The sequence below is a fragment of the Flavisphingomonas formosensis genome, from assembly GCF_009755815.1.
In the GTDB taxonomy this organism is placed as follows: Bacteria; Pseudomonadota; Alphaproteobacteria; order Sphingomonadales; family Sphingomonadaceae; genus Flavisphingomonas; species Flavisphingomonas formosensis.
Window position 1 is genome coordinate 36,229 of record NZ_WRPK01000013.1, and the last position, 24,678, is coordinate 60,906.

At 66.0% G+C, this 24,678-nt stretch carries 24 protein-coding genes and 1 tRNA gene; 11 read left to right on the top strand and 14 right to left on the bottom strand.

Going from position 1 to position 24,678, the window contains the following annotated elements; genetic code table 11:
- The first annotated feature begins 56 nt into the window (after positions 1-56).
- The 3 genes from GQY20_RS27390 to GQY20_RS27400 all read left to right on the top strand — a co-directional run bounded on the left by GQY20_RS27390 (position 57) and on the right by GQY20_RS27400 (position 4,017).
- Positions 57-833, top strand: a complete 777-nt coding sequence (locus GQY20_RS27390) for a hypothetical protein (RefSeq protein WP_157220354.1) — start codon at positions 57-59, stop codon at positions 831-833.
- Between the two features lie 99 nt (positions 834-932).
- Complete coding sequence (locus GQY20_RS27395; protein ID WP_157220355.1) at positions 933-2,693, top strand: N-acyl-D-amino-acid deacylase family protein; 1,761 nt, start codon at positions 933-935, stop codon at positions 2,691-2,693.
- Between the two features lie 118 nt (positions 2,694-2,811).
- Positions 2,812-4,017: a hypothetical protein gene (locus GQY20_RS27400; protein WP_157220356.1), complete on the top strand. Its 1,206-nt coding sequence runs from the start codon at positions 2,812-2,814 to the stop codon at positions 4,015-4,017.
- A 2-nt stretch (positions 4,018-4,019) separates the two neighbouring features.
- Here GQY20_RS27400 and GQY20_RS27405 read toward each other — a convergent pair whose 3' ends face one another.
- The 6 genes from GQY20_RS27405 to GQY20_RS27430 form a co-directional block, all read right to left on the bottom strand.
- Positions 4,020-4,661 carry a MarC family protein gene (locus GQY20_RS27405; RefSeq protein ID WP_157220357.1) on the bottom strand — a complete coding sequence of 214 codons (642 nt, stop codon included), beginning with the start codon at positions 4,659-4,661 and terminating at the stop codon, positions 4,020-4,022.
- Positions 4,658-5,548: a bifunctional methylenetetrahydrofolate dehydrogenase/methenyltetrahydrofolate cyclohydrolase FolD gene (gene folD, locus GQY20_RS27410; RefSeq protein ID WP_157220358.1), complete on the bottom strand. Its 891-nt coding sequence runs from the start codon at positions 5,546-5,548 to the stop codon at positions 4,658-4,660. Before folD ends, GQY20_RS27405 begins: the two co-directional genes overlap by 4 nt.
- A gap of 11 nt (positions 5,549-5,559) precedes the next feature.
- Positions 5,560-5,862 carry a YggT family protein gene (locus GQY20_RS27415; RefSeq protein WP_157220359.1) on the bottom strand — a complete coding sequence of 101 codons (303 nt, stop codon included), beginning with the start codon at positions 5,860-5,862 and terminating at the stop codon, positions 5,560-5,562.
- Between the two features lie 294 nt (positions 5,863-6,156).
- Complete coding sequence (argB, locus tag GQY20_RS27420) at positions 6,157-7,065, bottom strand: acetylglutamate kinase (protein ID WP_157220360.1); 909 nt, start codon at positions 7,063-7,065, stop codon at positions 6,157-6,159.
- Positions 7,066-7,086: 21 nt separating this feature from the next.
- The gene (locus tag GQY20_RS27425) at positions 7,087-8,349 is read right to left on the bottom strand and encodes an MFS transporter (protein ID WP_157220361.1); all 1,263 of its coding nucleotides are present in this window, start codon (positions 8,347-8,349) and stop codon (positions 7,087-7,089) included.
- A gap of 44 nt (positions 8,350-8,393) precedes the next feature.
- Positions 8,394-9,263, bottom strand: coding sequence for a 3-hydroxybutyryl-CoA dehydrogenase (locus GQY20_RS27430; protein ID WP_157220362.1), 870 nt, complete (start codon positions 9,261-9,263; stop codon positions 8,394-8,396).
- 207 nt (positions 9,264-9,470) lie between these two features.
- On the opposite strand from GQY20_RS27430, the gene GQY20_RS27435 reads away from it, so the two are divergent.
- Genes GQY20_RS27435 through GQY20_RS27445 form a run of 3 tightly spaced genes read left to right on the top strand, consistent with a single transcriptional unit; the run spans position 9,471 to position 12,543 of the window.
- The gene (locus GQY20_RS27435; protein WP_157220363.1) at positions 9,471-10,865 is read left to right on the top strand and encodes an arylsulfotransferase family protein; all 1,395 of its coding nucleotides are present in this window, start codon (positions 9,471-9,473) and stop codon (positions 10,863-10,865) included.
- Positions 10,856-11,104 (top strand): hypothetical protein, encoded by a 249-nt coding sequence (locus GQY20_RS27440; RefSeq protein WP_157220364.1) that lies wholly within the window; start codon positions 10,856-10,858, stop codon positions 11,102-11,104. The genes GQY20_RS27435 and GQY20_RS27440 overlap by 10 nt, the downstream gene beginning before the upstream one ends.
- Positions 11,104-12,543 carry a sulfotransferase gene (locus GQY20_RS27445; protein ID WP_157220365.1) on the top strand — a complete coding sequence of 480 codons (1,440 nt, stop codon included), beginning with the start codon at positions 11,104-11,106 and terminating at the stop codon, positions 12,541-12,543. The genes GQY20_RS27440 and GQY20_RS27445 overlap by 1 nt, the downstream gene beginning before the upstream one ends.
- A gap of 16 nt (positions 12,544-12,559) precedes the next feature.
- Here the strand turns inward: GQY20_RS27445 and egtD are convergent, their stop codons facing one another.
- The 5 genes from egtD to gluQRS all read right to left on the bottom strand — a co-directional run bounded on the left by egtD (position 12,560) and on the right by gluQRS (position 16,613).
- Entirely contained in the window at positions 12,560-13,540 is a 981-nt protein-coding gene (gene egtD / locus GQY20_RS27450) for an L-histidine N(alpha)-methyltransferase (protein WP_157220366.1), read from the bottom strand.
- Position 13,541: 1 nt separating this feature from the next.
- A complete protein-coding gene (gene egtB, locus GQY20_RS27455; protein ID WP_408641143.1) occupies positions 13,542-14,837 on the bottom strand; it encodes an ergothioneine biosynthesis protein EgtB in 1,296 nt (431 codons plus the stop codon).
- Between the two features lie 95 nt (positions 14,838-14,932).
- Entirely contained in the window at positions 14,933-15,499 is a 567-nt protein-coding gene (locus tag GQY20_RS27460; protein WP_157220496.1) for a cob(I)yrinic acid a,c-diamide adenosyltransferase, read from the bottom strand.
- Between the two features lie 4 nt (positions 15,500-15,503).
- Positions 15,504-15,734, bottom strand: coding sequence for an HIG1 domain-containing protein (locus GQY20_RS27465; protein ID WP_157220367.1), 231 nt, complete (start codon positions 15,732-15,734; stop codon positions 15,504-15,506).
- 6 nt (positions 15,735-15,740) lie between these two features.
- On the bottom strand, positions 15,741-16,613 hold the full coding sequence (gene gluQRS, locus GQY20_RS27470) for a tRNA glutamyl-Q(34) synthetase GluQRS (protein WP_232476285.1): 873 nt from the start codon (positions 16,611-16,613) through the stop codon (positions 15,741-15,743).
- A 178-nt stretch (positions 16,614-16,791) separates the two neighbouring features.
- On the opposite strand from gluQRS, the gene GQY20_RS27475 reads away from it, so the two are divergent.
- Together GQY20_RS27475 and GQY20_RS27480 are read left to right on the top strand one after the other, a co-directional pair.
- A complete protein-coding gene (locus GQY20_RS27475; RefSeq protein WP_157220368.1) occupies positions 16,792-17,358 on the top strand; it encodes an HNH endonuclease in 567 nt (188 codons plus the stop codon).
- 280 nt (positions 17,359-17,638) lie between these two features.
- The gene (locus tag GQY20_RS27480; protein ID WP_157220369.1) at positions 17,639-17,962 is read left to right on the top strand and encodes a UrcA family protein; all 324 of its coding nucleotides are present in this window, start codon (positions 17,639-17,641) and stop codon (positions 17,960-17,962) included.
- 63 nt (positions 17,963-18,025) lie between these two features.
- Here the strand turns inward: GQY20_RS27480 and GQY20_RS27485 are convergent, their stop codons facing one another.
- Entirely contained in the window at positions 18,026-19,003 is a 978-nt protein-coding gene (locus GQY20_RS27485; protein ID WP_157220370.1) for a bile acid:sodium symporter family protein, read from the bottom strand.
- Between the two features lie 136 nt (positions 19,004-19,139).
- On the opposite strand from GQY20_RS27485, the gene ppc reads away from it, so the two are divergent.
- Complete coding sequence (gene ppc, locus GQY20_RS27490) at positions 19,140-21,818, top strand: phosphoenolpyruvate carboxylase (RefSeq protein WP_157220371.1); 2,679 nt, start codon at positions 19,140-19,142, stop codon at positions 21,816-21,818.
- Positions 21,819-21,952: 134 nt separating this feature from the next.
- The gene (locus tag GQY20_RS27495) at positions 21,953-22,567 is read left to right on the top strand and encodes a response regulator (RefSeq protein ID WP_157220372.1); all 615 of its coding nucleotides are present in this window, start codon (positions 21,953-21,955) and stop codon (positions 22,565-22,567) included.
- Positions 22,568-22,585: 18 nt separating this feature from the next.
- Here the strand turns inward: GQY20_RS27495 and GQY20_RS27500 are convergent, their stop codons facing one another.
- Together GQY20_RS27500 and GQY20_RS27505 are read right to left on the bottom strand one after the other, a co-directional pair.
- Positions 22,586-23,548 carry a zinc transporter ZntB gene (locus GQY20_RS27500; RefSeq protein ID WP_157220373.1) on the bottom strand — a complete coding sequence of 321 codons (963 nt, stop codon included), beginning with the start codon at positions 23,546-23,548 and terminating at the stop codon, positions 22,586-22,588.
- Positions 23,545-24,318, bottom strand: coding sequence for a precorrin-2 dehydrogenase/sirohydrochlorin ferrochelatase family protein (locus GQY20_RS27505; RefSeq protein WP_157220374.1), 774 nt, complete (start codon positions 24,316-24,318; stop codon positions 23,545-23,547). The genes GQY20_RS27500 and GQY20_RS27505 overlap by 4 nt, the downstream gene beginning before the upstream one ends.
- Before the next feature lie 132 nt (positions 24,319-24,450).
- Between GQY20_RS27505 and GQY20_RS27510 the strand changes: the two genes are divergently transcribed.
- A tRNA-Ser gene (locus GQY20_RS27510) sits at positions 24,451-24,541 on the top strand.
- Positions 24,542-24,678: the final 137 nt, after the last annotated feature.

A 24,678-nucleotide genomic window follows, 5' to 3' on the forward strand; every position in this document is an offset into this window, starting at 1 on the left:
CAGTTTTTCCGTCGACGGCGCCTGGGGAGGCACCGTTGCACGCGCAGAGGGGCATCATGGCGACAGGTTCGGGGTACCAGGCATTCGGGTTTTCGCTAAGCGAGGTTCTCGAGCAGGGCATGGCGGCGATCCGGAGCGATCCGGTGGTGACGCTGGGCATCGCATTCCTCTTCGGAACCCTCCCTAACCTGATCTTCGAATGGACGGTGAGGGGGTTCAGCGCGAACGCCTTCTCCATGCCGGTCGGCACGACCTTCACGACCGCGGCCGCCGTCGGCGGCATCATCGTCGGTTTCGGTGCGCTGATCGGCCAGGCAGCCTTGATGCGTGTGACAGCGAGCCACAGAAGCGGGCGTGCGATGGGATTCGGCGAAGCCATCGGTGGCGCCCTACGCGTGACCGGCCCGTTGCTGCTGCTCATAATCATCATGATACTCGGCCTGATCGTCGGCCTCATCCTGCTGGTGGTGCCGGGCATCATCCTTTCCATCATGTGGGCGGTCGCGATGCCGGCGCTGGTGATCGAGCGCGACGGCGTGATCCGGGCGCTGGGGCGAAGCCGCCAGCTCACCGCGGGCGCGCGCTGGAAGATATTCGGCTGCGCCGTGCTGCTGACCATCGTCCTCGGGCTGCTTACCGGGGTCGTGGCCATCATCGGCGGCGTAGTGGGCGGATTGGCGAACAGCCCGGTCCTGCTCGGCAAGCTGCCCTCTGCAGTCCTGCAGACGCTGACGACGGCCTATGGGTCGACCGTCATCGCCTCGCTCTTCCTGGAGCTCCGCGACTGGAAGGACGGTCCCGAAACCGAAGCGCTCAGCGAGATCTTCGCCTGAGGGGGCGACGCACCGTCCTTTACACCCTGTCTCACCAAAGATAGTCTCTCGTCCAGGCGGGCCGGCACGCACCGGCACCGCACCGAGGAGAGCGTATCGATGCTGGACGTGGTGATCAGGGGCGGCACGCTGGTCGATGGAACGGGCGCGCCGCCGCGCAGCGGCGATCTCGCCATCGAGGACGGCCGGATCGTCGCGATCGGCGGCCGCATCACCGGCAAGGCGCGGCGCGTGATCGATGCGGACGGCGCGCTGGTGACGCCGGGCTTCGTCGACGTCCACAGCCATTATGACGGACAGGCGACGTGGGACGACACGCTCGATCCCTCCTTCTCCAACGGCATCACCACCACCGTGTTCGGCAATTGCGGCGTCGGCTTCGCGCCGGTGCGCACCACCGATCAGGACCGGATGGTCGCGGTAATGGAAGGTGTCGAGGCGATCCCCGGCATCGTGCTCAAGGAAGGCGTTCCCTTCTCCTGGGAGAGCTTCCCGGAATATATGGATTTCCTCGACGGGCGGCGGTTCGGCGTCGACGTCGGCGTGATGATCGCCCATGCGCCGCTGCGCGTCTATGCGATGGGCGAACGTGCCGTCGCGCACGAGCGTGCGACCGAGGCCGAGGTCTCGCTGATGGCCGATGCGGTCCGAGGCGCGATGGCGGCGGGCGCGATGGGCATGTCGAGCGGCCGCGTCGAGGAACATTTCTACGGCGAGACGTTCGAGAAGGTACCCGGCACCTATGCCGAGCATGAGGAGTTGGAGACGCTCGCCCGCGCGATGGGCGAGAGCGGCCGCGGCCATTTCCAGGTCGTCGCGCGCGGCACGGCGGGCGCCGGCATGCAAGGCTTCATCGGCCGCGACGCACGCATCGCCGAGCATCGCCTGTTCGAGATGATCGCCCGGGTCAGCGGCCGGCCGGTCCATTATCTGCTGCCGCAGATCGATGCCGATCCGGAAGACTGGCGCGCAATGCTGGCCGAGACGGCGAAGGCCAATGCCGCCGGCCTTTCGATCCACGCGCATATCGCGACGCGCGGCATGGGCATGCTGACGACGCTGGACGGCTATCACAATTTCATGCTGCGCCCGGCCTATCTCGAGATCGCGCACCTGCCGCGCAAGGAGCGGGCAGCGGCGATGCGCGATCCCGCCCGCCGCGCCGCCATATTGGCGCAGGAGGATCTGCCGCCGGGCAATGGCATCGACATGATCACTTGGGGGACCGCGCGGGTGATGACCGAGCGGGCGCCGATCGCCCACCTCTTCCACGAGGATACGGATTACGAACCCGACGAGACGATCGGCGCCATCGCCGCGCGCACCGGCAAGGATCCGCAGGAGATCGTCTACGATCACCTCGCCGCAGGTGACGGCGACGGCGTGGTGCCGCAGATGCTGCTAAACTATTCCAACGGCAATCTCGACCACGTCCATGAGATGCTGACCCATCCCAACACGCTCTCGTCGCTCGGCGACGGCGGCGCGCATGTGCGGCTGATCGCGGACGCTTCGCTGCTGCCGATGCACCTCAGCTTCTGGGCGCGGGACCGCAAGCGCGGCCCGAAATTCTCCCTGGAATCGATGGTGGAGCGCATTACCCGCCGCAACGCGCGCGCCTTCGGCATGCATGACCGCGGCGAACTGACCCTCGGCAAGCGCGCAGACGTGAACGTGATCGACTTCGACCGGCTGAACGTGCGGCTGCCGACGATGCGGCACGACCTGCCGGCCGGCGGCGCGCGCCTGTGCCAGGAGACGACGGGCTTCGTCGCGACGCTGCAGAACGGCGTGGTGACGCGCGAACGCGACGCAGACATGGGGGAGCGGCCGGGCCGGCTGATCCGGGCCAAGGTCTGATCTTCCCGTCCCTGCCTGTCTTCACGCGGGCAATGTCCGACATCTGCGGTCGGCGCGGGGGGCTTGTGTGTTCGATTGGAATGCGCAAGCTGTTCAGAGAAAAAGGGGCGAAGGGACTATGCGACATTTTCTGTCAGCGACGCTGTGTGCGCTTTTGATGGCCGCGACAGCCCACGCACAAACCCCCTTTTATCGTGCGCAAGACAATGCGCCGCCGAAGGTTCCGCTCTGGGAACTGGAGGCGAATGGCGATGCCGTGCAGAAGGATATGGGTTTCGTCTTCCCAACAAAATGGCGAACTTTCGAGCGTCGGCAGTTCACTTCGACCCGCCAGGACGGTGCGAGCGTCAAGGTCTGGTATGAGAGTCCCGACAAAGCTCTTACTCTCGGCATATTGCTGCAATTGCGCGTGGATGTGCGCGGCGTCGACTTCGGCGCGGATCTCCCATGGACGATGATAACCATGGCCGCCGACGTCGAACAGGCCAGCGGCAATATTCCCAAGCCGACAGTCCTTTCTTCCGCGCCATTCATGCTCGGCGATCGGGAGCCGGCCGGCAAGATGCGCTGGGCACGTTACAACCTGCCCAGCGAGACCCGGGTGCAAGGGTTATGGTGGCAGAATATCGGCTTATGGTCGGTGGTCATCACGGTCGGTGGGCCGGAGTCGCGAAAAGCGGAGGTGGAGGAGGCCGCCGCAGCGCTCTTCCAGGAAATGCCCTTTCCGCGCGCGCCGGTTACCGCCGAGCTTTTCGCCTCCGGAAAGCGACTGTTTGCGAACATGCCGGGATGCGAGGGCGCGATGAAGGATGGTGCCGGAAGCGGCGGGGAAAAATCGGCGACGGCTGCGGATGCGATGGCTATCAGCATCACCCTGCCTCGTCATTTCAATGTGAAATCCAGGCCGGCAAGCCCGGCCATAGAAGGAGCCGAATACTGCTTGCTCGAGCGATTTGAGGTCGGCACGGAGCAGATTTCTGCGATACGCTATATGGGCAAGGGGCGGGGACTCTGGGACTCCCGTTACGGCTTCGCGGTCAATGAGGGGCGAAACGGATATTTCCAGTTCGATCGACCCAGCAGCTGGCCCAAAGGTGGCAATGCGCCGGTGATCCTCACCTACGGCAACAGCAAGGCCATTATGGCAAATGCCATTTTCACGGACTGGCCCAGCTATGCTGACGCCAAGAAGATGGTGGTGACTGAGCGAGAAAAGTCGACGACGATCGCAACCGCGACGAACCCAGCCAGAAACATCAGGATCAACGTCAACAAGGCGCTTATGGAGAAAGCCAAGGAAACCCCGGAACCTGTGCAGAAATAGGTTCAGCCGAAGCTCGCCTTCAGCCCATCGATCACGAATTGCGCGGCCAGCGCGGCGAGGATGACGCCGAGCACGCGGGTGATCATCGCCTCCAGCTTGGGACCGAGCACGCGCATCATCGGCGCGGCGGCGAGCAGGGCGATCAGGGTCAGCGCCAGCACGCTCAGCATCGCGCCCAGCGTGATCAGCGTCTCGATCAGGCCCCGCGCCTTGGAGGTGAGCAGCATCGCCGTCGCGATCGAGCCGGGGCCGGCGATCATCGGGATGCCCATCGGGAAGACGGAGATATCCTCCTCCTCCAGCGGGCGTTCCTCCTCTGCCGCCTTGCGTTCGATCTCCTTCGCGCGATCCTCGCGGCGCTGGGTGCGCTGTTCGAACACCATGTCGATCGCGATCAGGAACAGCATGATCCCGCCCGCCACCCGGAAGGCGTCGAGTCCGATATCGAGCACGCGGAACAGATCCTCGCCGAAGATGGCGAAGACCAGCAAGATACCCGTCGCGACACCGACAGAGCGCATCGCCATCGCGCGGCGATGCACGGCAGTGGTGCCGGAGGTGAGGCTGGCGAAGATCGGCGCGCAGCCGGGCGGGTCAATGATGACGAAGAAAGTGACGAAGGCGGAGAGGAAGAGGGCGATCACAGCCGCTCGGTCAGCTCCACGCCGGCATGACGATGCGCCGCGACCAGCGCGTTGCGCAGCAGCACGGCGATCGTCATCGGCCCCACGCCGCCCGGCACTGGCGTGATCGCTCCGGCGAGCTGGCTGGCACCGGCGAAATCGACGTCGCCGACAAGGCGGGTCTTGCCCGGCTCGGCCGCGGGCACGCGGTTGATGCCGACATCGATCACGGTCGCGCCCGGCTTGATCCAGTCGCCCTTCACCATTTCGGGCCGGCCCACAGCGGCGACCACGATATCGGCGCGGCGGACGAGCGCGGGCAGATCGCGCGTACGGCTATGCGCCACGGTGACGGTGCAGCTTTCGCGGATCAGCAGTTGCGCCATCGGTTTGCCGACGATGTTCGAGCGGCCGATGACCACAGCGTCCAGGCCGGAGAGATCGCCCAGCCGGTCCTTGAGCAGCATCAGGCAGCCAAGCGGCGTGCACGGCACGAAGCCCGGCAGGCCGGTGGCGAGACGGCCGGCGTTGATCGGGTGGAAACCGTCGACATCCTTGTCCGGATCGATCGCGGCGATGATCGCATTCTCGTCGATATGCGGCGGCAGCGGAAGCTGGACGAGGATGCCGTCCACCGCCGGATCGGCATTGAGCCGGTGGACGAGCGCGACCAGCTCCTCCTGCGGCGTGCCGGCCGGCAGCCGGTGCTCGAAGCTGGCCATGCCGGCCTCGAGCGTGGCCTTGCCCTTGGAGCGGACATAGACTGCGCTGGCCGGATCCTCCCCGACGAGGACGACCGCGAGCCCCGCGGCCCTGTTCGCGACCGACTGGAAGAGGCCGGCAGCCTGACCCACCCGGGCGCGCAGCCCGGCGGCGAAGGCTTTGCCGTCGATGATCTCGGCCGTCATGGCGGGGCTCCTCAATAGACCAAAGCCATCTGGATCTGCGGCAGCACGATCGACCGCAGGATGTAGAGCAGGAGCAGCACCACCATGGGTGAGAGATCCAGCGCGCCGAAATCCGGCATGATCCTGCGTATCGGCCGGTAGAGAGGCTCGGTGATCCGATCGAGCGCGTAGAGCAACGAGCGAACGAAATCATTGTGCGTGTTGATGACGTTAAACGCCACCAGCCACGACAGGATCGCCTGGATGACGATGATCCATGTGAGAATATAGAGCAGCAGATCGACGATCTGCAGCAGGGCATTCACAAAGGGCATGCGCGCTATCCCGAAATCCCGCCCCGAAGAAGGGCCATGTCAGTGGCCACGCTCTAGCGGGGGGAGAACGATGGGGCAATCTTCACTGATCGGCGCGGGACGAGATGCTCCCCCCTTTCATCCTCCCCGATAAGGGCACCGCTTCACATATCCGTTCGGTTGGCTTTCTTCCCCGTCATGCCAGCGGAAGCTGGCATCGCTCTCAAGAGGCAGCCGGGTAGCTGTGGAGAGCGACCCCAGCTTGCGCTGGGGTGACGAAGAAGAGGGTTCCACGTCAACCACGGGTGAATGCTCTCAGAGCTTCACGAGCGTACCCGCGCCGCGCTTGGTGAAGATCTCCAGCAGCATCGCATGCGGAATGCGCCCGTCGAGGATCACGGCGGCATCGACGCCGCCCTGGACCGCGTGGACGCAGGTCTCGAGCTTGGGGATCATGCCGCCGGTGATCGTGCCATCGCCCTGCAGCGTCTCGATCTTCTCGGGCGTCAGGTCGCGCAGCAGCCGCTTCTCCTTGTCCATCACGCCGGGTACGTCCGTCAGCAGGAAGAGGCGGGCCGCGCCGAGGCCGATCGCGATCGCACCCGCCATGGTATCCGCGTTGATATTGTAGGTCTCGCCATCGGTGCCGACCGCCACCGGTGCGACGACCGGGATCATGCCCGCCTTGGAGATGGTGTCGATCACCCGCCGGTCGATTTCCGCCGGCTCGCCGACGAAGCCGAGATCGACGACGCTCTCGACGTTGCTGTCCGGATCCCGCCTGGTACGGCGGACCTTGTCCGCCACGACGAAACCGCCATCCTTGCCGGAAATGCCGATGGCACGGCCGCCCGCGCGGCCGATCCAGGACACGATCTCCTTGTTGAGTGCGCCGGAGAGGACCATCTCCGCGACCTTCATCGTCTCCGCATCGGTGACGCGCAGCCCGTCGACGAAGCGGCTCTCGACGCCGAGCGTCTTCAGCATGGTGCCGATCTGCGGGCCGCCGCCATGGACGACGACGGGATTGATGCCGACCGCCTTCAGGAGCACGACATCCTCGGCAAAATCGCGCGCCGCCTCGGGATCGCCCATCGCGTGGCCGCCATATTTCACGACGAAGGTCTCGCCGGCATATCGCTGCATATAGGGCAGCGCCTCGGTGAGCGTCTCGGCCTTGAGGAGCAGGGCAGGATCGGGGGCGTGATCGGCGGCGGTGGACAATGGCCTCTCCAGCGGGCGTGGTCAGGCGCCTTCGAGGCGCGCGCCGCTCTTGAGGAAAAGTCCGCCGCTCCACAAGCGCGAAAAGATGAATATACCGATCGTGCCGGCCAGGCCGAGTGCGGCGGACAGCAGGTAGCCGCGCCCGCCATAATCTTCGTAGATGCCGCCCAGCACCGATGTGACGATTCCGAAGATCACGCCGTTCACCATCGCAGCATAGACGCCCATCACCGCGGTGGAGACATGATCGGGCACGGCTGCGCGCAGCGTCTGCATCGCGCCGAGATGCATCGCGCCATAAGTCAGGCCATGCAGCGTCTGCAGCCCGAACAGGATCAGGATGGGCGGATCGAAGGCGGTGCCGGTGAAACGCACGATGGCGCCGAGGCCGCCCGCCAGCATCAGGCCGATCGCCCAGCGCGGGCTGGCCTTGTTGCCGAACAGCGCGAGCAGGCTGACCTCCGCCATCACGCCCCACGCCCAGAGCCACCCGGTCAGCCCGTAGGAATAGCCGAGATGATCGTGCCAATGGACGACGCTGAACAGATAATAATAAGCGTGACCGGCGTTGATCAGCGAAACCGACAGGATGAATATCCAGGTCTGCGGCAGGCGCAGGATGGCGAGCAGCGCGCGATTGCGGTCGGCGTCGATCGCGGGATCGCGGATCGGCCGCGTGGCGGCGGCCCCTGTCGGCAGCGCCCGGGCGGCGACTGCCAATATGGCGAGACCCGCAACCTCCAGCCATATCACCATCGGCACGCCGAACCGGTCGATCAGCGCCCCGCCGAGGACATTGGCGATGGCGAAGCCGAGCGAGCCCCACAGTCTCGCCAGGCCGTAGTTCATCGTCCGATCGGCCAGCGCGAGCGCGTCGGCCAGTGGAATCACCGGCCCGACGAAGAGGCCGGCGATGATCATCATCATCAGGATCGGGCCGGGCGCGTGGCAGAAGATCAGCACGAACGTCGCCAGCCCGGCACAGAGCGCGGCGACGATCAGCAGCGTGCGGCGCCCGAACAGGTCGGCGAGGTAGGAAAGCAGCGGCTGGCCGACCGTCTTGGCGATCAGCGAGGCCGAGCCGACCAGCGCGATCATCACCGGATCGAGCGCGCGCGAACCGAGCCAGCTCGCGCCGAACACGGTGTTGATCCCGAGGAAGAAGAAATAGGCGAAATAGACGATCGCCATCCGCGCCATCAGCGGTGCAGACGCAGCATCGCCGCCTCCGGCCTCGCCGGCAGGCGCACGCGTTTCCGATTCGGCGGTGGCCCCCGTCTGCACGGCCCCCCTTGTGATCGGGGAGCCGCAGCCGCGTCAAGCGCCGCTCAGCGCGTCGGCACGGGTTCCGGACCGGAATAATCGTAGAAGCCGCGGCCAGACTTGCGGCCGTACCAGCCTGCCTCGACATATTTCACGAGCAGCGGCGCGGGGCGATATTTGGGATCGCCGGTGGTCGACAGGAAAACCTTGAGGATCTCCAGGCAGGTGTCGAGGCCAACGAAGTCGGCGAGCTGCAGCGGGCCCATCGGATGATTGAGGCCGAGCCGGCAGCCATTGTCGATGTCCCGCACCGAGGCGACACCCTCGCCGAGCGCGAACACCGCCTCGTTGAGCATCGGCAGCAGGATGCGGTTCACCGCGAAGCCGGGCGCGTCGTTGACGTGGACCACCGTCTTGCCGATCGATTTCACGAAGCCGTCCACCGCCGTCACCGTCGCATCGGATGTGGCGAGGCCGCGGATCACCTCGACGAGCGCCATCAGCGGCACCGGATTGAAGAAATGCACGCCGATGAAGCGCGCCGGATCGGCGGAGGCCTGCGCCAGACGCGTGATCGGGATGGAGGAGGTGTTGCTGGCGAGCAGCGCCTCCGATCCGAGCACGTTGGAAACATTCTCGAAAATCTTGCGCTTGATGTCCTCGCGCTCGGTCGCCGCCTCGACGACCAGGTCGGCCTCAGCCATGGGCGCCACGTCGCCGGCCGTCTCGATCCGCCCGAGCAGCGCGTCGCGATCGGCGGCGCTCATCTTTTCCTTCTCGACCAGCCGGCCGAGCGTCCTGGCGATGTTGGCCTTGCCCTTGTCGGCCAGCTCCTGCGAAATATCGGCCAGCAGCACGCGATAGCCCGCCGCCGCGCTCACCTGCGCAATGCCCACGCCCATCTGGCCCGCGCCGATCACGCCAATCGTCTTCACCGCCCGTCTCCCATCCGATGACTCGCGAGGCTGATAGGCGGCGACGGCGATGAGGGAAAGAGCGGCGGAGCAAAGCCGCAGCGCACATGGAGCGAATCTTTCAGGCCTGTAACATCACGAAATCTGAAGCGAATATTTAGCCGCCATCACGACCCTCGGCGGCGGAGCGACATTGCGTCTGCTTGCGCCGCCGCCAAGGAGATCGGCTTGAGCGGGACGCTTGAAACAAGGCGACAAGCGAGGAGATTCGCTTCCCGCTGGGACCGATTCCTGTCGCATCCGGTGCCGCTCTGGGTGCTCCTGCTCCTTCTCCCCTTCTGCCTCGTCCTGATCATCCTGTTCGGATCGCTGGTGCGGACCGCGGACCGCTCCGGCCGCGCCGGGGCGATCGCAATGGACATTGCGACGATCCCGCGCACCATGAAGCGCCTGCTGCGCGGCGACCATCCCTACAAGCCGTTCCGGCCGTATACGGATGGCCCGGACGCGCTGCTGCCCAACGGCTTCTGGCGCAATACGGCGCAGCCCCTGGTCGATCCCGGCTACATATTGCTGACCAGCTTCAGCGACGCGTTGCGCCGTCCGGTCGTGCGGCTGCTGCGCCTCAGCGACGGCGTGGTGGTTCACGAATATCGGCCGGACATCGATGCGATCAACGCACGATCGCATTTCCGATCCGCGCTCGTCGATCTCGAGCGCGATCGCGGCGTGGGCATGAATCTGATGATGCATCCGCTGCTGATGCCGGACGGCGGCCTCGTCATCCACGACACCTCGCCGCTCGCGCGGGTGGACGCGTGCGGACGGGTGGAATGGCAGATCGACGGCATCTTCCACCACTCGGCCGAACGCGGCCCGGACGGCGCGATCTGGGCGGTCTATCGCTTTCCGGTGCCACGCATGCCGAACGTCGCACCGACCTTCAACGACGAAGCGATATTGAAAGCCTCGCCCGAAGGGCGGACGCTCCTGCTGCGACGCATCTCCGACATATTGGATGCGAACGGCCTCGGCACGCTGTGGCGCAGCCATCCCTATGTGGACGATCCGTTCCACCTCAACGACGTCCAGCCGGTGCTGACGTCCGGCCCCTACTGGCAGCGCGGCGACCTGTTCCTGAGCCTGCGCAATCTTTCGATGATCGCGCTCTACCGACCGTCGGCCGGCAAGATCCTCTGGCATCGGGTCGGGCCCTGGGCGATGCAGCACGACGTCAGCATCATCGACGATCATCGCATCTCGGTGTTCGACAATCACTGGCGCTTCGCCGCGCCGGAGGGTGAGGTGGATGGCCTCAACCGCATTCCGGTCTATGATTTCGCGACCGACACGGTGCACTTTCCCCTCGTCGCCGCCACCACCCTCCATCATATCGCCACGCGCGCTCAGGGCCGCGCGACGCCCCTGCCGAACGGCGACATGATGGTCGAGGAAACCGAGCATGGGCGCCTTTTGCGTGTGGCGCCCGACGGCACCATACGCTGGCGCTACATCTCGGCCGATCCCGCCAGACACCGCTACCAGCTCCGCTGGAGCCGCTACCTCGATCCCATCACCGATGGTCCTGCCATCCTAGCAGCGGAGCACGCCCAATGCGCCTGAACATGCTTCCCCTCGCCCTTCTCCTGCCGCTGATCCCGACGCCGGCATTCGCCTATCTCGGCCCCGGCCTCGGCATGGGCGCGGTGGCAACCGCGCTCGGCGTCGTCGTCGCGGTGTTTCTCGGCCTGTTCTCGATCCTCTGGTATCCGCTCAAGCGGCTGATCCGCCGGCTGACCGGACGGGGCACCGTTCTGAAAACCGAACGAACGGTCGAAGCGGCCCGCGACCGGGGCATGTGATGCTGTTGGGATCGGCGCTGTTGGTGGTCGGCACGCTCGCGGCGCTGGAGCTGATTCCGGCGTTGGGCGTCATCACGTCCCTCACCCGTCTCGCGCACCGCGCGCGGAGGGCTACACAGCTCCTCCTGAGGACCGGCGTGTCCGAGTGGGCCAAGGAGAGGGCGCTGCGTCTCGCCTCCGCTTCGCTGCTGCGCGCCTCGCTCACCAGCGGCGGCCTGCTGCTGCTCGTCGCGGCGCCGATCCTCTTCCTCCTGATGCTCAATGCGGTCCTGCCGCTGGGCGTGCGGGAGGCACTCATCGACGGGCCGTCGCGGATCGCGATCTTCCTGATCAGCTCAGCCTATCTGCTGATGCGCCGGCAGCAACGCAAAACCGCCTCGGCAGCCGGAGAACGACTGTTGCAACGCGTGGCACTGGGCAGCCGGGCGGTACTCGAAACGAGCTTCTCGATCGAGCGGCGGCTTCATCCGCCGCTGCCGAACGAACGCATCGGAGGAGCGCCGATATTCATCGTCGGGCTGGCGCGCGCCGGCACCACGATAGTGACGCGGCTGCTTCACGATACCGGCCTGTTCGCCAGCCCCACCTATCGCGACCTGCCCTTTCCGCTCGCGCCCAACGGCTGGGCGCGGATCGGCCAGAGGATGAAACGCGAGGTGGCACGGGTCGAGCGCGGCCATGGCGATGGCCTCGAGCATGACCTCGACAGCCCGGAAGCGCTCGAAGAGCTGTTCTGGCTCTGCCACGAGGGCGAACGCTATCGCGGCAGGGACGGCCTGCGGCCCGTAAATCCGGAAGCGCGCAGCATCGCCGCCTTCCGGGACTATGTGAGGCTGGTGCGGCGGCGCTATGGCCGCGACCGCTACTTGTCGAAGAACAACAGCAATATCCTGCGCCTGCCAGCGCTGGTCGAGGCGTTCGACGATGCGATCCTGATCCATCCGTTCCGCGATCCGATCGAGCAGAGCGCGTCGCTGCTGGGCCAGCATATCCGCGCCTGCGCGCTCGCCAGGGAAGACCCGTTCCGCCGCCATTTCATGCATTGGCTCGGCCATCACGAATTCGGCGCCGACCACCGCCCCTTTCTGCTGACCAGCGAGGAACATGGGGACGACCCGAGCCGGATCGACTATTGGCTGCGGCGCTGGATCGAGGCCTATGCCTTCCTCATCGGACAGCCCGAAGCGATACGGTCGCGGCAGATTTTCGTCGATTATGACGGGCTTTGCGCAGCGCCGGAGGCTGGATCACGCCGTCTCGCCACAGGTATCGGCATCGCCGTGGGGCTGGAGTGGGCCTCGTTGCGCAAGCAGCCTGTCCGCCACGCCGGATGCAATGCCTCGAAGATGCTGGTCGCCCAGGCCTATGCGGTGCATGACGAGCTGATCGCCCGCAGCCAGCTCAGGCCGGCTTCGAACACCCTGCGCCTGATCGCCTGACCGGACGCCCGGCAGGTCAGGGCGCGGTTCCGGGCGGCTGGGCTTCGGCGAGGATCAGAGAAAATAGCCCGTCGGGATCGACCCATTCGCGGATCGGCGTCCACGCTCCGGCGCGGAGCAGCAGGCGGGCATCGCGCGGGCCATATTTATGGCTGTTCTCGGTATGGATCGTTTCGCCTGCCCGCATCTCGAAATCCTGCCCAGCGACGGAGAAACGCACGTCGCGCACCGCCTCCAGATGCATCTCGATGCGGGAATAATCGTCGTTCCAGATCGCACGATGGCGGAAGGCGTCGACCGGGATGGTGCCCGCCAGTTCCCTGTTGATGCGATTCAGCAGGTTGAGGTTGAAGCGTGCGGTAACTCCGGCGGCATCGTCATAGGCCGGGATCAATATGTCGGTGGACTTGATCCGGTCCATGCCGATCAGCAGCATCGATCCAATCCCCAGCGTCTCCACCATTGCGCGCAGCAGATTGACCGCGGTGCGCGCCACCATGTTGCCGATGGTCGAGCCAGGGAAGAAGCCGAGCTTGGGCAGCCGCGCGATCGAGGCGGGCGGTTCCAGCGGATAGGTGAAGTCCGCCTCCAGCGGCAGCACCGGCAGCTTCGGGAAATTCTCGGCGAGCGCCGCTGCGGACTGGCGCAGGAATTCGCCCGAAATGTCGATCGGCACATAGGCGGAGGGTTCGACGGCAGCGAGGAGGTGCGGCGTCTTGGTGGACGATCCCGATCCGAACTCGACGACCGCCCGGCCCGGTCCGGCGATTCGGCCCACCTCCGCGCAATGTGCCTTGAGCAGCGCCGTCTCGGTACGGGTCGGATAATATTCCGGAAGCTCGGTGATCTCCTCGAATATCCGAGAACCGGCATGATCGTAGAACCAGCGCGCGGGAATGGCGCGCTGCGGCTGCATACGCAGGCCATTCAGGACATCCGCGCGGAAGGCGGGATCCACCTCGACGGGCGGCAGGATCAGCAGATCTTCCATCAACATGTCAGATATCCTTGGCCAGGCGCAGGCCGCAGAACTGCCAGCGCTGATGGGGATAGAAGAAGTTGCGGTAGGACGCGCGGCTGTGCCCGCGAGGGGTGGCGCAACTGGCGCCTTTCAGGACGAACTGTCCGGACATGAACTTGCCATTATATTCGCCGACCGCGCCGGCGGCGGGACGGAAGCCGGGATAGGGAAGATAGGCACTGCCCGTCCATTCCCACACATCGCCGAACATCTGCCGAAGGCCCCGCCCACCTACACCGGCGCGCGGCCGGGTGGGGCCGGCATCGTCGAGCTGGTTGCCCGATGCCGGATCGATCGCGCGGGCGGCGCTTTCCCATTCCGCCTCGGTCGGCAGGCGGGCACCCGCCCAGCGGGCATAGGCATCCGCCTCATAATAGCTGACATGCGCGACGGGCGCGGCCGGGCGGACCGGATGCAGGCCGTCCAGAGCGAATTGCCGCCAATGGCCATCGTCTCCCATCCGCCAGTGGAGCGGCGCCTCGATACCCTCCGCCTGCACCCAGGCCCAGCCGTCCGAAAGCCAGTGCTCAGCCCGCGCATAGCCGCCATCGGCGATGAATTCGGCCCATTCGGCATTGGTCACCGGCCGGTCCGCAAGCGCATGCGGATGCAGCAGCACGCGGTGCGCCGGGCCTTCGCAATCGAAACCGAAGCCCGCGCCGTCATGACCGATCGTCACGATCCCGTCCGCACCCTCGATCCAGTGGAGCGCGTCGGGCAGCGGCGAAGGCGTGTCGCGCACGCTGGGCCACACGGCCGGCGCGATCGGATTCTGCGCGAAGAGATGCAGGATGTCGGTGAGCAGCAGTTCCTGATGCTGCTGCTCGTGGTGAATGCCGAGCTCCACGAGCGCCAGGGCCGCATCGGGCAGGCGCGGCAGCGCGGCCACAAGCGCCTCGTCGACGTGGCGACGCCAGGCCAGCACATGATCCAGCGACGGCCGCGTCAACAGGCCACGGCGCGGCCGGGCATGGCGTGGGCCCTCAGCCTCGTAATAGCTGTTGAACAGGAAAGGAAAGGCGTCGTCGAACAGCCGATAGCCCGGCACATGATCGCGCAGAATGAAGCTTTCGAGAAACCAGGTTACGTGCGCGACGTGCCATTTGGAGGGCGAAGCATCCGCCATTGACTGGCCGGTGGCGTCCGCGTCGGACAAGGGCGCGACGAGCGCCTCGCTCAGCGTCCGGGTCCGCATGAGGCGCTCGACCAGCGGGCTTTCACCAGCGGCGGTGGGTTCGGAAGCGGCCATCGCGCCGGCAAGATCGGTTGTCATTATGACAGGTTCAACCGCCTGCAGAGCGGAAAGTTGCACCTATTCGATCGTGCAGCCTGGGACTCCTGTCCCTATCCGGCCAGAAATGCGGGAGGTCAGCGCGTGGCGCCTGGCCTCCACAGAACGTCCCCGCGCGCGCGATTGAGCAGACGGCCAAGCACGAACAGATGGTCCGAAAGACGATTGACGTAGGCCAGAGCCTCGGGATTCAAATTAACTGCACGCGCCGCCGCGGTCGCCGCCCGTTCGGCACGACGCACGACCGCGCGAGCGAGATGGACGTACGCCGCCGCCGGATCGCCGCCAGGCAGGATGAAGCTGCGCAACGGCTCCAGCGCCTCGTTCATCGCGTCGATTTCTCGTTCCAGTCGCGCGACCTGCCCCGGCACGATGCGCAGCGCCATCTCGGTCGGCGCGAAATCCTCGCCCGGCGTCGCCAGATCCGCGCCGAGATCGAACAGCTCGTTCTGGATGCGGCCCAGCATCTCACGCGCCGGGGGGTCCGAGATGTGGAGCAGCGCGACGCCGATCACCGAATTGGCTTCGTCGACATCGCCGATCGCCGCCATGCGCGGATCGGATTTCGCGACGCGCGATCCATCGACGAGGCCGGTCTCGCCCCCGTCCCCCGTGCGCGTGTAGATCTTGGTGAGCTTGACCAGCGCTTCAGCTCGCCCGCTTGAGCAGCAGAAGCAGGACCGCGAAGATCACGGCCAGCGCCTGGAAGAGGATGCGCATCCGCATCATCTTGTTCTGACGCACGCCCGAGACGTTCACTCCGTCAGGCCCGTTGAGATCGGCGGCGGTGGTGCGTAGGAAGATAACGATGCCGCGGATCAGCGCGACCACGGCGCCGATCGCGGCCAGAACCAGCAACACGGTGAGAAAAGTCTGCATGCCTCATCATGTAGGCCTGCCCGGCGGGGGTGGCAACGGCGTTCCGCGCCGGAGCGCGGCGAGCAGCGTTCCGGGATCCATGCCCGCTTTACGATATTCGGCCAGCGCGGGCGATCCGGCGCGCTTGGCGAGGCGGGAGCCGTCCGGGGCGGTGAGCAGCGGGTGATGGTGATAATCCGGCGTCGGCAGGCCGAGTAGCGCCTGGAGAAGGCGATGGACATGCGTGGCGGCGAACAGATCGACGCCGCGCACGATGTCTGTCACGCCCTGCGCCGCATCGTCCACCGTGACGGCCAGATGATAAGAGGTCGGCGCATCCTTGCGCGCCAGCACGACATCGCCCAGCGTCTCGGGTTCGGCGATCACGGTGCCGGCGGCGGCGTCACGCCACTGCAGGGCGCCGGCCCGCGCCGATGCGGCGTGCATGTCGAGCCGCCAGCAATGGGCGTCCGCCGCCAGCCGCTGCGCCCGTTCCGTCGGCGGAAGCGCCCGGCACGTGCCGGGATAGAGCGGCCCTTCGTTGCCGTGCGGCGCCACCGCGCTCGCCGCGATTTCGGCGCGGGTGCAGAAGCAGGGATAGACGAGACCGAGCGCTTTCAGCCGCTCGAGCGCCGCATCGTAACGCGGCAATCGCGCGGACTGCCGCACCGGTGGCTCATCCCAGCGCAGGCCGAGCCAGTCGAGATCCTCTTCGATGCCGCGGACATGCTCCTCGCGGGTACGGCCGGGATCGATATCTTCGATGCGCAGCAGGAAGCGTCCGCCGCGCTCGCGCGCGAAATCATGCGCCAGCATGGCGGAATAGGCGTGGCCGAGGTGCAGGCGGCCGGTAGGGCTCGGCGCGAAACGGGTCACCGTCGCGCGGGATGATGAAATCACGAAACGGGCTCTTGACCGCGAGTCGCGCCCCGTGCTGTCATGTGCCCGTCACGCTTTCCGGGCAGGGAGCGGGGCGACGGAGACGCGGCCGGGCCGGGCATACGCGTCCTGAGTGCGACAGGGCCGGGGGTCGGTCTGGCGGTAGCTTCCGCCAGACAGGAGGCCGTCGGTCACGCTCATGTACCATCCCGATCTCATTCGTCATCCTGACAGTTGTCCCGCCCTCGTGCTCAACGCGGACTATACGCCGCTGAGCTACTATCCGCTCAGCCTGTGGCCGTGGCAGACAGCGGTCAAGGCGGTGTTCCTCGAACGGGTCGACATCGTCGATCATTATGCACGCGAAGTGCGCAGCCCCACCAGCAAGATGCGCCTGCCTTCGGTGATCGCGCTGCGCCAATATGTGCGACCGTCGCAGCATCCCGCCTTCACCCGCTTCAACCTCTTCCTGCGGGATCGCTTCTCCTGCCAATATTGCGGCGCGACGAGCGATCTCACCTTCGATCATGTCGTCCCCCGCGCCCAAGGCGGCCGGACGACATGGGAGAATGTGTCGACCGCCTGCGCGCCCTGCAATCTGCGCAAGGGCGGCCGGACGCCGCAGCAGGCCAGAATGGCGCTGTTCGAGGCCCCCTATCGGCCGACGAGCTGGCAGTTGCAGGAGCATGGCCGCAGCTTCCCGCCCAATTATCTGCACGAGAGCTGGCGGGACTGGCTCTATTGGGACATTCCGCTCGAAGCCTGATCGCCGGCCGCCCGTCATTGCTGCCGCCTCGCGGCTCGTGGCGACGGGCTGGCCCGCCTCCCATTCCGATCGCGACCGGCCTTTGCGGACGGATCCCTTCGCTTGGGATAATTCCCCTTATTGGAGTGGCAAAAATCCCCAATAGTCAGCGCAGAGTACCTAGCGCTATCCAGCCAAAATCGCTCCTACAAAGAAAAAATCCCGCAAATTGGGCAAAAGACGAAACTGGCACGCTTCCTGCTGAACAGTCGGCATCATTCAAGGCAGGAAGGAAGAAGCCATGTTGACCCTCAAGACCCGTTCGATCGCCGGCCTCGCAACCGTGGCCGCCACCGTGATGACCGCTGCCTTCGCGGCACCCGGCTACGCCGAGACGGTGACCAGCGAAATCCACTATAGCGATCTGGATCTCAGCACCGATGCCGGCAAGGCAGCGCTCGACAAGCGCATCCTTCACGCGGCGAAGGCGGTGTGCGGCGAGATGGATCAGGTCAACAAGTTCCACGTCATGGCCTGCCGGACCAAGGCGATCGCGTCGGCCCGCCACGCGGCCGTGCTCGCCGCCGCAAAGAGCGCAACCGACGTTCAGTTGGCCGGTCGCTGATGGCGGTGCGTCGATACCGGGCCCGGCGGAGGCCAGGCCCGGCATTGATGCGCCTCCATTCGGCTACACGACTGCCGGCTCGGCCTCGGCCCGGGCGGCATAGCGCCGCGCCAGATTGGCGCATATGATCAACTGGATCTGGTGGTAGAGCAGCAGCGGAAGCATGATCATGCCGATCGCCGGATTGCCGGCGAAGAGGATCTTTGCGATCGGCGCTCCATTGGCGAGGCTCTTCTTGGATCCGCAGAACACCGCCGCCGCTTCATCGGCCTTGGACAGCCCCATCCAGCGGCTGATCAGCGTCGTATAGAGCAAGGCGAGGACGAGGAGCAGCAGCGAGAGTATCGCGACCAAAGCGAAAGTCGCGACGCTGAACTTGGACCAGAGACCGGAGAGCGTCGATTCACAGAAGCTGTTGTAGACGATCAGCACGATCACGCCGCGATCCAGCGTAGAGGTGAGCTTCTTGTTGCGGCCGACCCAGCCGCCGATGAACGATCGGGCGATCTGGCCGAGCGCGAAGGGCAGAAGCAGCGTCTTGACGATATCCAGAATCGCCGCGCCGACCGAAGGTCCGCCGGCGCCGGTGGCGCTGACCAGGCCGACGAGGAACGGCGTCACGATCATGCCGATGAGCCCGGAGAGCGAGGCGTTGAACACCGCCACCGCGACGTTGCCGCGCGCGATTCCGGTCATCGCCACCGACGAGGAGATGGTGGAGGAAAGCGCGCACAGATAGAAGAAACCGAGGCGCAGCCCATCCGCCATCAGGCCCTTGGTCGCGAACCACAGACCGAAGCCGACGATGGGGAAGAGCACGAAGGTGGTGCTCTGGACCAGCAGATGCAGCCGCCAATGGGTCGCGCCGGAGCGCAGCGCCTGCGGCGACAGCGCGGCGCCGTGCAGGAAGAAGACGCACGCGATGCCGATCTCGGTGACGATGCCGAGATGCAGCGGGCCGTCCGCGGTGCCGAGAGCCGGCCAGAGCAGCGCGAGGATGATCGCGCTCGCCATCGAGATCAGGAACCCATCAATCTTCATTATCTGCTCCCACTGATGGCGGTTCTCCTAGGCCGGGCAGATGCCACAGGCAAAGTGCTGCGTGTTGGCCACGCGCGGCCGAATTCTTGACGGAGCGGCATTGATTCTCGTCGCGCTGCGATGCAGCATCCCTCCCATGGCATCCGCTCCTCCGATCACCCAGAACCCGGACATCCGTTTCCTCGGCAAGCTGCTCGGCGACGTGATCCGCGCCTATGGCGGCGAGCAGCTGTTCCGAAGGACGGAATATATTCGTTCCGCCTCGGTGGACCGCCACCGCGGCATCGTCGCGGCCGGGGCGATCGATCCCGGCCTCGATGCGCTCAGCCTTGACGACACCATCGCCTTCGTGCGCGGCTTCATGCTCTTCTCGATGCTCGCCAACCTCGCCGAGGATCGGCAAGGCGTGGCGGCGGAGCCGGGTGCCGACTTCGCGCAGGCGATCGCGCGGCTGGAGAAGGAGGGCGTCGACAAGGACGGCGTGCTCGCCCTGCTCGAAGACAGTCTGATCGTGCCGGTGCTGACCGCCCACCCAACCGAGGTGCGCCGCAAGAGCATCATCGATCATCGCAACAAGATCGCCGATCTGATGCTGCTGCGCGATCAGGGGCGCGAGGAGACGGACGACGGTGATCTCGTCGAACGCGCCATCTATCGCCAGATCGCGCTGCTCTGGCAGACCCGGCCGCTCAGGCGGGACCGGCTCTATGTCGCGGACGAGGTGGAGACCGCGCTCGCCTATCTGCGCGACAGCTTCCTGCCCGTGCTGCCCGCTCTCTACACGCGCTGGCAGCGCGCGCTGGGCCATCGTCCGCCCAGCTTCCTGAAACCGGGCAGCTGGATCGGCGGCGACCGCGACGGCAACCCTAATGTAACCGCGGAATCGCTCCGCCTGGCACTCGCGCGCGCCGCGGAGACGGTGATCGGCTATTATCTCGACGCCTTGCACGCACTCGGTGCCGAGCTTTCCATCTCCACCGACATCGCGGCGACCAGCTGGGAAGTCGAGAAACTGGCCGAGACCAGCGGTGACCGATCCGCGACGCGCTACGATGAGCCCTATCGGCGCGCGATCACCGGCATCTATGCGCGCCTCGCGGCAACCTATATGCGGCTGACCGGCAAAGTGCCGGCCCGTCCGCCATCAACCGGGGCGGAGCCCTATGACCATCCCGGCGCCTTGCGGGCGGATCTGATCGAGATCGCCCATGCGCTGAGCCAGAATGGCGGCGGAGGCATGGGCGGGGGCGGCGGTGCACTGGGCCGGCTCATCCGGTCGATCGAGACCTTCGGTTTCCATCTCGCCACGCTCGATATGCGCCAGAATGCCGACGTGCACGAGCGCGTGGTGGCCGAACTGCTCGATGTCGCCGGCGTCGAATCCGCCTATCTCGATCTGGACGAGGCGAGTCGCGTCGCGCTGCTGCGGCGGGAACTCGCGACACCACGCCTGCTCTCGACGCCCTTCGCCTCCTATTCGGACGAAACGCTTTCCGAGCTCGCCATCGTGCGGGCCGCGGCGGAGGCACACCGGCTGTACGGGCCGGACTGCATCACCACCTATCTGATCTCGAAGGCCGACAGCGTCTCCGACATATTGGAGGTGCATATCCTGCTCAAGGAAGCAGGCCTCTACGTGCCGGGCGATCCGCCAAGTGCGGCGATCATGGTGGCGCCGTTGTTCGAGACCATCGCCGATCTCGAAAATGCGCCCGCTGTCATGACGCAGTGGTTCTCGCTGCCGGAGGCTCAGGCGATCGTGGGCGCGCGCGGCTATCAGGAAGTGATGGTCGGCTATTCGGATTCGAACAAGGATGGCGGCTACCTGACCTCGGTCTGGTCGCTGCACCAGGCAAGCCGCGCGCTGCAGCCGGTTTTCGGCGAGGCACAGGCGGCGATGCAGCTCTTCCATGGCCGCGGTGGTGCAGTCGGGCGCGGCGGAGGCTCCTCCTTCCAGGCGATTCGCGCGCAGCCGCCGGGCACCGTCAAGGGCCGCATCCGGATTACCGAGCAGGGTGAGGTGATCGCCGCCAAATATGGCACGCGCGAAAGCACCGTCGCCAATCTGGAAGCGATGGTTTCCGCGACGGTCCTGGCCTCGCTCGAGCCGCCCATGCTCGGTGCCCGAGACTATGATCGCTACGCCGTGGCGATGGAAACGGTGTCGAGCCAGGCGTTCAAGGCCTATCGATCGCTGGTGTACGAGACCGAAGGCTTCAAGACTTTCTTCCGCCAGTTCACGCCCATCGCCGAGATCGCCGATCTGAAGATCGGATCGCGCCCCGCCAGCCGGACCAAGAGCGATCGGATCGAGGATCTCCGTGCGATTCCCTGGGTTTTCTCGTGGGCGCAGGCGCGGGTGATGCTGCCCGGCTGGTACGGCGTCGGCCATGCCCTTGCCGGGTTCAAGGATCAGGCGCTGCTGCGCGAGATGCTGGAAGCGTGGCCCTTCCTGCAGGCGACCCTCGCCAACCTGGAAATGGTGCTCGCCAAATCGGACATGGCGATCGCCGAGCGTTATTGCGCGCTGGTCGAGGATCAGGCTCTGGCCGCGACGATCTTCGGACGCATCCGGGATGGCTGGACGATGACGCGCGACGCGCTGCTCATGGTGACGCGGCAGACCCGACTCCTGGAAAAGAACAAGCCGCTCGACCAGTCCATCCGCCTGCGCCTGCCCTATATCGAGCCGCTGAACCTTCTCCAGATCGAGCTGCTCAAGCGGCATCGCGCAGGCGAGGAGGATCCACGGATCCGAGAAGGCATATTGCTGTCGATCAATGCTGTCGCGACGGCGCTGCGCAACAGCGGATAAGGATGGGAAGGCCGCTGTTTGCCGTCGCCATGCGACGCTGCAAAATCCTTTTAAACATCAACGACATTAACCCGCTGGTGAGGTTCGCGGCCTTAATGATCCAATCCGGGTGAACCGGTTGCGCGGGGCGGCACATGGCGGATTGGTTGAAGACGGCGGACAGGATCGGCGAGGCCGTGCCCGTGGCCACGGGCCGCGACATCCTCGTCGTCGACGACAGCCGCACCAATCTTCAGGTCATCGGACGCCGCCTCACCCGCATGGGATATCGCACCATGTTGTGCGAAGGCGGTGCTTCGGCCGTGGCGCAAATGCATGCGCGACGCTTCGACGTCGTATTGCTCGACATGGTGATGCCCGACATGTCCGGCATCGCCACGCTCCAGGAAATCCGCCGCACCGCGGCCATCGCCGAGACGCCCGTCATGATGATGACGGCGCGCAGCGACATCGGCGCGGCAATCGAAGCGCTGGCCGAAGGCGCTGACGATCATCTCGCCAAGCCGTTCGATTTCGACGTGCTGGGCGCCCGCATCGAACGGCTGCTGGCGCGCGCGCGCGCGTTTGACGATCTGCGGCGCGCCAATGCGCAACTCGACGCGCGCATCGCCAGCCGCGCGGTGGAGATGGGCGAACTCAAGGCCCAGCTGGCCGAGGGACTGGCCGAACGGATTCGCCTGACCGCGTCGTTGCGTGCGCTCGAAAAGGAGATAGCGGAACTGCGTCAGGCACGGCCGGCGCCGGCCTGAGGAGCCACATCTGGAACTCTACCCTTTGAACCAGCGTGCACGCATGAAATAGTAAGTGATGGCCGCCGCCATCAGCATGCAGAACAGCACGACGATCGCGAAGGCCCAGGGGCTGTGCGCCCCCGGGATCCCGTCCACATTCATTCCCAAAAGACCGGTGATGAATGTCAAAGGCAGGAAGACCACTGCGACGATCGCCAGCAGCAAGGTGCGATTCTCCAGCTGTTCGGCACGCAGATCGGTCAACTGCTCGTGCATCAGCGCCGATCGTTCGCGCACCGCCTCCAGTTCCTCGGCCATGCGCGCGAAACGATCGGCCGCCTCGCGCAGATGCAGCCGATCATCCTCCTCCAGCCAGCCGGCATCGACATCCGCCATCTGCTCGAGCGCATGGCGCTGGGGGACGACGAATCGACGATAGGCGATCGCGGTGGACCGGACGCGCGCCACGGTGCGCCGCATCTTGAAAGCCTGCTCGGCGTGCAAAGTGGTTTCGCATTCGTCGATCTCGTCGCCGAGCGCGGCGATATCCTCGTCGAGCTTCACCGTGATCGCCATCGCGAAAGCGGCGACGAGATCGCCCGGATCGTGGATCTTGCCGGCTTCCATCTTGTCGCGCACCGCCTCGATCGCATCCAGCGTGCGCATGCTCACTGAGATCAGCCGCCCGCGCTCGGCCCAGATACGGATCGAGACCAGCTTGTCCGGGTCGTCCTCCGGCGTTCGCCCGAGACCGCGCATGTTGACCAGTTCGCCTTCGCCGATCTGCTCGGAGCGGGGCCGCGTCTCGACGGCAGTCAGTGCCGAGACGGCATGGCGCGGAATGTTCGATCGCTCGCGCAGCCAGACCAGATTGGCTTCGTCGCGTCCGTCGAGATGGATCCAGGTGAACGGCGCGACCGGCGGATGGCATTCGGCTTCGCGCAACGGCACGGCGACGGCACGGCCGCCGGCATCCATCACGTAACACCAGCTTTTCATCGAACCTCCCAGTCGAGATCGAGCGAAAGCCCCGGAGGCAAGATTGCGGGGGCAGCATCGCAGGGGATGCGCACGGCATCGGCGCGTGCGCGCACCAGCAGAGCGGACGGCACGTCGGGACGATGATAGATATGGTCCGCTGCGGCCAGCCACCGCGCCTCGCGCAGGCTGAGATCGTCGGGATCGGCCGAACGCAGGCGGAGGGTGACGAGTTGAGCGGGAGCGGCGCCCCCTTCGCCGGCCAGCCATGTATCGAGCGCGTTCGCGGCACCGTCGCGCAGCGGATCGATCGGCCCGCCCGACGCCAGCCCGGCATCGATCGCCCGCCGACGCGTGGCGGCCTCGGGCCAGCGCTGCCGAATCGCGTCGCGCGCGGCCGCCAGCCTGCCAGCGAGCCGCCCGAGATCGTTCGGCAGCAAGGCCTCGATACGCTGGCGAAGCGCCTTGGCAAGGCCGGCAGAGGCCCCGCCCGTCGCGATCGCGATGATCACGGGATCGCGATCGACGATCGCCGGGAGCGTAAAATCGGAAAGGCCCGGCCGGTCGACCGCATTGACCAGCAAACCCCGCGCTCGCAGCCGGCCGGCAGCTGCCGCGGCGGCCGCCTCGTCCTCCAGCGCCACGATCGCCAGCGCCGCGTCAGCATCTTCTCCAACGACGTGCGCTCCGGCACGCTCGAGCAGCCGCCGCTTGGCATCGGCCGCCTCGCCTTCGCCGATGAGCACGACCGGGCGACCGGCAAGCTTAACGAAGAGCGGCAGGCTGTGCATCCGACCTTGTCGCGCGCCAATACGCGCTTGCCAAGCGCCCGCATGTCGACCAGCCGGATGCGAAGGATTTCGCTACACAGTGCCTTGCAGAGCCCGCCAACCCACTATAGGGGGCGATCCTCCCAGCGAAGCGGAGCGGTGGCCGAGTGGTCGAAGGCGCTCGCCTGGAAAGTGAGTATACGGCAAAACCGTATCGAGGGTTCGAATCCCTCCCGCTCCGCCAGCTGGATGTCCGTGGGGGTCCGTATCGGACCCCCACCATCGACTTTTTCTCCCTGATTACCGAAGCTTAGCTGACCGGTTCGGCCTCGGCCGTCCGTGCCCGTCCCTGCCCATCCAACGAATCGGAGGGGCGAAAAC